The organism is Pseudonocardia sp. (assembly GCF_050246655.1).
In the GTDB taxonomy this organism is placed as follows: domain Bacteria; phylum Actinomycetota; class Actinomycetes; order Mycobacteriales; family Pseudonocardiaceae; genus Pseudonocardia.
Window position 1 is genome coordinate 1 of the sequence record NZ_JBFWVQ010000191.1, and the last position, 6,464, is coordinate 6,464.

General features: G+C 73.7%; 5 protein-coding genes. 1 reads left to right on the forward strand and 4 read right to left on the reverse strand.

From position 1 onward, the window contains the following. Window positions 1-1,595, forward strand: a 1,595-nt coding sequence (locus AB7J25_RS29645; RefSeq protein WP_428514518.1) for an alpha/beta hydrolase, incomplete at its 5' end; no start/stop codon positions are given. A 10-nt stretch (window positions 1,596-1,605) separates the two neighbouring features. Here AB7J25_RS29645 and AB7J25_RS29650 read toward each other — a convergent pair. From AB7J25_RS29650 to AB7J25_RS29665, 4 genes are all read right to left on the reverse strand, one after another. Next, window positions 1,606-2,166 (reverse strand): hypothetical protein, encoded by a 561-nt coding sequence (locus AB7J25_RS29650; RefSeq protein WP_428514520.1) that lies wholly within the window; start codon window positions 2,164-2,166, stop codon window positions 1,606-1,608. 254 nt (window positions 2,167-2,420) lie between these two features. Beyond that, the gene (locus tag AB7J25_RS29655) at window positions 2,421-3,062 is read right to left on the reverse strand and encodes a potassium channel family protein (RefSeq protein ID WP_428514522.1); all 642 of its coding nucleotides are present in this window, start codon (window positions 3,060-3,062) and stop codon (window positions 2,421-2,423) included. A 113-nt stretch (window positions 3,063-3,175) separates the two neighbouring features. Further along, window positions 3,176-4,951: a SulP family inorganic anion transporter gene (locus tag AB7J25_RS29660; protein WP_428514524.1), complete on the reverse strand. Its 1,776-nt coding sequence runs from the start codon at window positions 4,949-4,951 to the stop codon at window positions 3,176-3,178. Beyond that, on the reverse strand, window positions 4,948-6,464 hold a 1,517-nt coding region (locus tag AB7J25_RS29665), incomplete at its 5' end, for an HAD-IC family P-type ATPase (RefSeq protein ID WP_428514526.1). The genes AB7J25_RS29660 and AB7J25_RS29665, both read right to left, overlap by 4 nt.

A 6,464-nucleotide genomic window follows, 5' to 3' on the forward strand; every position in this document is an offset into this window, starting at 1 on the left:
TGTCGGTGGCGCTGATCGCGGTCTGCCTGTCGCTCACCCCGTCGTTGCTGCCGCGCAGCGGGCTCATCCAGGGCCTCGTGTGCGGAATCGCCGCCGCCATCGGCTACGGCCTCGGGGTCGTCGGGGCGTGGGCGTGGCGTGCGGTCGCGGACCGGGACGCCCGGATCCCCCGGCCGCGCACCTGGCAGGTGCTCGCCGTGGTCGCCGCCGTGGCACTCGTCGTGGCGCTGCTGCTCGGCCGCCACTGGCAGGGCCAGATCCGGGAGCTGATGGGGGTGGCGCCGGACGGGCTGGTCTCGCTGCTCGTCGTCCCGCTCGTCGCCGCGGCCATGTTCGCCGTACTGCTCGGGATCGGCCGCGGCCTGCGCCGGCTCTACCGGTGGCTCGCGGCACTGCTCGCCCGCTGGATCGGTGCCCGCGCGGCGCGTGCGCTCGGCTGGGCGGTCGTCGTGGTGGGCACCGCGCTGGTGTTCAGCGGCGTCGTGCTCGACGGTCTCGTCGCGGCGGCGGACCAGGCGTTCTCGGTGCGCAACGGAGGCTCCGACGACGGGATCACCCGCCCCGATGCGCCGGAGCGGGCCGGGTCGCCGTCGTCGATGGTGGCCTGGGAGTCGCTGGGCCGCGAGGGACGCAACTTCAGCGCCAAGGGCCCGACCCCCGAGGAGATCGCCGCGTTCACCGGTACGCCCGCTCTCGTGCCGATCCGGGCCTACGCCGGACTGGAGTCCGCGGGAACGGCCGAGGAGCGGGCCCGGCTGGCCGTCGCCGATCTGGAACGGGCGGGCGGGTTCACCCGCGGCACGCTGGTGGTGATCACCACCACCGGATCGGGCTGGGTCGACCCGGCCGCGATCGACTCGCTGGAGTACATCACCGGCGGCGACAGCGCCGCCGTCACGATCCAGTACTCCTACCTGCCGTCCTGGATCTCCTACCTCGTCGACCAGGACCGGGCCCGGGAGGCGGGGCGGGCGCTGTTCGACGCGGTGTACGACCGCTGGAACGATCTCCCGGCGGACGCCCGGCCGCGGCTGGTCGTCGCGGGGGAGAGCCTCGGCTCGTTCGGCGCCGAGACCGCGTTCAGCGGCGAGCACGACCTGAGCAACCGCACCGACGGCGTCGTCTTCACCGGCCCGCCGAACTTCAACACGCTCTACCGGGAGTTCGTCGACGGCCGCGAGCCGGGCACGCCGGAGATCGCACCGGTCTACCGGGACGGGCGCACGGTCCGCTTCAGCCGCGACGCCGCGGAACCCGTGGCGCCCGCGGGACAGCCGTGGGACGGGGCCCGGGTCCTCTACGTGCAGCACCCGTCGGACCCGATCGTCTGGTGGAGCCCGCAGCTCGCCCTGCACCGGCCGGACTGGCTCGCCGAGCCGCGCGGCGACGACGTCCTCGACGCCGTGGTGTGGATCCCGCTGCTGACGTTCTGGCAGGTCACCGCGGATCTCCCGTTCGCGGTCGGGGTGCCGCCCGGGCACGGGCACGTCTACGTGCCGGAGTACGTCGACGCGTGGGCGACGGTGCTGCAGCCGCCGGGTTGGACGCCGCAGCGGGCCGAGCAGCTCAAGCCGCTGATCTCCTACACCGGGTGAGCGCGGGCACTCAGTGCAGCGACAGCTTGAGCACGATGACGACGACGCCGAGTGCCGCGCTGACCGCACCCCAGCCGATCGCGCCCGCGCGCGATGTCCCCGCCCTGCGCGCGGCGAGGTGGCCGAGCCCACCGAGCAGGAGGGTGGCCGTGATCAGGGCGGCGAACACGGCGGTCTGCAGCGCGTCCTCGAACAGGAAGTACACGACGACCAGCACGACCAGCGGGGTGTAGGCGGCCTCGATCATCGGGCGCCCCCGGCGCAGCGCGGCGAGTGCATGCTGGAGCCGCTGCCCGCCGTGCGCCGCGGCGGACAGCACGCGTGCGTACCGTTCGGCCGCCCAGTAGACGAGGATCGTCACGACCACCGTCACCACGACCTCGCCGAGCGTCCCGTGCAGGCTCGCGGCGGCCATCGCGGCGGCGCCCACCACGGTGCCGTGGATGGCGTGGGCGAGCTCGTGGTCGTCCGCCCAGTCCCGACGCTGCCAGCGCAGCAGCTGGGTCAGCCGGCCGGCCCGCCGGGGCGGACGCGGCTCCGTCCCGGGGCTCCGCCCGCCCTCAGCCGCCACGACCGCCACGGTCACGGTGTCCGCAGGACTGCGCACCACCCGCCCGGGGTGAGGTGGCCGCCCACGGCCGTCGCGCCCCGCCGCGCCCCCGTCGCGCCCGGCCGCGCCCCCGTCGCGCCCGGCCGCGCCCCCGTCGCGCCCCCGTCGCGCCCCCGCCGCGCCCCGCGCGGCCCCGCCGCGCGAACGGCACGTACGGGAAGACCTACTTCCCGTACGTGCCGTTCGCGCACCAACTCCGGCGAGCCGTAGGGCGCTCAGCCGCCGGGGGCGGTCGTGCCGGGCCGCGGCTGCGGCCCTGTCGCCGGGCGTGTCGCCGGGCGTGTCGCCGGGCCTGTCGCCCGGCCTGTCGCGAGCCCCCCGGCCCGTGCCGCGCCCGACCGGTCCTCGGCGATCTTCGCGGCCCCGAACAGGAGCTTGGCCACGACGCCGACGGCGAGCAGGCCGATGACCATCTGCGTCATCACGATGATGCGCGCCGGTTCGGTCACCGGTGTGATGTCGCCGAAACCGATGGTGGAGAACACGGTCATCGTGAAGTAGAGAGCATCGGTGTGGCCGAGCGGCTCGCTGAAGTTCCCCGGGTCGTCCACGGACATCACCGTGTACACCGACGAGTAGAGCAGCAGGAGGAACGGCAGCCCCACCGCGATCGTCGACGCCGCCAAGAGCTTCGGGGTCCGCGACCGCAGGATCGACTGCACCTGCCACGCCAGGGCCAGGGCCAGGGCCACCAGCCCGCCGAGGAACCACGTCACGATCCAGGCGTCGATCCGATGCTCCAACGGCGTCCGGTAGTAGACGACCACCATGAGCACCGTGGACAGCAGCGATCGTGCCATCACGGCCACGACCTGCCGCCGTGCGGGGCCGCCGAGGGGCGCGAAGTCGAGTCCCACCGTGGTTCCCCCTCGGTCTCTCGTCCGGCCGGGGCAGTCTCGGCGCCCGCCGACCGGGCGGGCTCACCCGCGCGAGGCGAAAGCTGCTCGGTCGAAGGGCGTCCGAATCGCGATCAGGGGCGCCCGTCCTGCCGGTCCGGATCAGCCTTCACGGCGGGCCGCCAGTCCGCGCCGCTGGTGGCGCGGAACGCGTCGACCGCCGCCTCGACGGTCGGGAAGAAGTGCGACGGGTCGATGGTGCGGGTCAGCTCGTATCGGTCGATCTTGCGGCGAACCGGGTCCTTCAGCTCGGCGAACACGAGGTGCACCCCGCGCTCGTTGAGGACGGTGTCCAGGTCGTGGAGCATGTCGGCGGCGGTCGTGTCGACGTCCGTGATCGGTTCGGCCGCGATGATCACCCAGCTCGGCGGCGGGTCGACGGCGGCCAGGTCGGTCACCTGCTCGCGGAAGGTCCGGGTGTTGGCGAAGAACAGCGGCGCGTCGAACCGGAAGATCACGCAGCCGGGCAGCCGGTCGGCGTCGGGGTAGCTGCGCACGTCGTGGAAGCCGGGTACGCCCGCGGCCCGGCCGAGCGTCGTCTGGTACGGCCACCACGCGCGGCGGAACACGTTGCCGATCGACAGCACCACCGCGACCGCGATGCCCGGCAGCACACCGAGGCCCACGACTCCGAGGAACGCCGCGATCGACAGCCAGAACTCCGAGCGCCGGATCCGGAAGAGCCGCACCGTTCCCGGGAGGTCGCTCAGCGAGAACGACGCGGCGATGACGACCGCGGCGAGGGTGGGCTGGGGGAGGTCGCGCAGGAGCCCGGGGGCGAACAGCAGGATCAGCGTGATCGCCACAGCTCCGACGAGCCCGGTGAGCTGCGTCTTCGCCCCGGCCTGCTCGGCCACGGCGGTGCGCGAACCGCTCGTGCTGACCGGAAAGCCCTGGAAGAGGCCCGCGCCGATGTTCGCCGCGCCGATCGCGGTCATCTCGCGGCCGCCGTCGACCGTCCGGCCGGCGCGGGCGGCGAACGCCGAGGCCGTCGAGATGGTGTCGGCCAGCGCGACCACGGCGATGCCCACGGCCCCGGCGAGGAGCAACGCCAGGTCCGAGATCCCGATGGCCGGAATCGTGAGCGGCGGGAAGCCCTGCGGCAGCTCGCCGACGAGGTCGACCCCCCGCTCGCCGAGGCCGAACGCGACGGCGGCGGCGATGGACAGGACGACGACCACGAGGACGGCGGGGACCTTCGGCAGTATCCGCGTGAGCAGGATGATCAGGCCGAGCCCGAGCCCGCCGACGGCCACGGCGGCCGGCACCGTGGCGCCCCCGGCGACGCCGCGGACGAAGCCCAGGACCTCGCCGAGGAAGCCCTCGGCGTCCACGGAGAAGCCGAAGAGCTTGGGCAGCTGGCCGACCAGGATCGTGAGGGCCAGACCGTTCATGTAGCCGATCATCGTCGGCTTCGAGATCAGGTCGGCGATGAAGCCGAACCCGCCGACCCCGGCCGCCACCATGATCAGGCCGGTCAGGATGGCCAGGGCCGAGGCGAGGACCACCGCGCGGCCGGGGTCGCCGTCCGCCGCGGCCAGCGGCAGGATGGTGGCCGCGATCATGGGGCCGAGCGACGAGTCCGGGCCCAGGACGAGGATCCGCGACGGCCCGAAGATCGCGTACCCGACCAGGCAGAGGATCGACGTGTAGAGGCCGGTGATCGGGGGCAGCCCCGCGAGCTGCGCGTACGCCATCCCCTGCGGGACCAGCAGCGCGGTCAGGACCAGCCCGGCGACGAGGTCCTTGGGCAGCCAACGGGCCTTGTAGTCCATCAGCCCGGCCAGGCCGGGGGCCACCGTGGCCAGCCGGCCGAGCCGCCCCGCTGCGGGACCCGGCCGCCCGGTCACGGCGCCGGAGGTGGCGCAGCGGGTGGTGCCGGTGGCGGTGCGGCGCGCGGTGGCGGTGGCGGAGGCGGTGGCGGAGGCGGAGGTACGGCGTGCGGTGCTGTGACCGGTGCTGTGACCGGTGCTGTGACCGGTGCCGTGACCGGTTCGGCGGGCGGCGCGACCGCCTTTGCCGACGGCGCCGACGGTGCCGCCGTTGCCGACGGTGCCGACGGCGCCGACGGCGCCGACTGTGCGGGCGGCGCGGGCGGCGCGGGGTGCCGCGCGGCGTGCGGTGCGCCGTGGCGTGCGGAGGCCGCCGTACGCGCGATCAGCTTGCCCAGCTCCCACAGGATGAGCAGGGCGAGGGCCGGGATCGTCGCCCACAGGAACTGGCGCGCGCTGATGTCCACCGTGCCGAGCAGCCGGTGGAACAGGTCCATCTGCGTGACGAGCACGGCGAGCGCGAACTCGCCGAGCACCGCCCAGTTCATCTGCTTGCTGTCGAAGGTCGCCGTCGTGAGCACCGTCCCCGTCGCGCTGCGGCACTCCAGCGCCGCCACGATCAGGCACAGGGCGAAGGCCGTGAACGCCACCGACTGGCCGATCTGCTCGTCACCGAAGACCGTCGTGCCGGCGACGATCAGCCCGAGCAGACAGATGCTGATGAACAGGCCGGTGAGCACGACGGTGACGATCAGGTCGAGGGTGAGCACCGACTGCCCCCGTGGTCGCGGGCGCAGCCGCATGAGCCCGGGGGTCTCCCGGTCGAACCCGAGCGCGGCGCCGAACGCGGCGTTGACGAAGAAGTGGATCCAGAGCACCTGCGCCGGGTTGAACGGCTCTCCGTTCGCGATGTCGAACAGGCTCGCGCCGAGGAACGTCAGCACGAACACCACGAGCAGCAGCAGCACGAACCGGATGTACTTGGTCAGGTTGTCGTAGATCTTGCGGCCCTGCTCGACCGCGTAGACGATCGTGGCGAAGTTGTCGTCGGAGAGGATCATCCGGCCGGCGTTCTTGGCCACGTCGGTACCGGACCCCATCGCGATGCCGATGTCCGCCGCCTTGATCGCGGGGGCGTCGTTGACGCCGTCACCGGTCATGGCGACGACGTCGCCCCGGCGCTTGAGCGTGTCGACCAGCATCACCTTGTGCTCCGGAGCGACCCGGCCGACCACACCGATCTCGTCGATGCGGGCCAGCCGGACGTGCTCGGGCAGGGCGGCGAAGTCCGCGCCCAGGATGGCCTTGCCCGGGATGCCGAGCTGCTCGGCGATCGCCGCGCCGGTCGTGACGTCGTCGCCGGTGACCATCCGCACGCGGATGTGCGCGGCCTGCGCGGCGGCCACGGCGGCCTTGGACTCCGCGCGCGGCGGGTCGACCATGCCGACCAGGCTGGTCAGCTCGATCCCGTCGACCAGCGCGAGCAGATCGCCGTCGGCGTCGAACCGTTCCGGGGGGATGTCCCGGGTCGCCGCGGCCATGACGCGGCGGCCCGCGTGGCCCATCCGGTCGACGTGTGCGGCCATCGCCT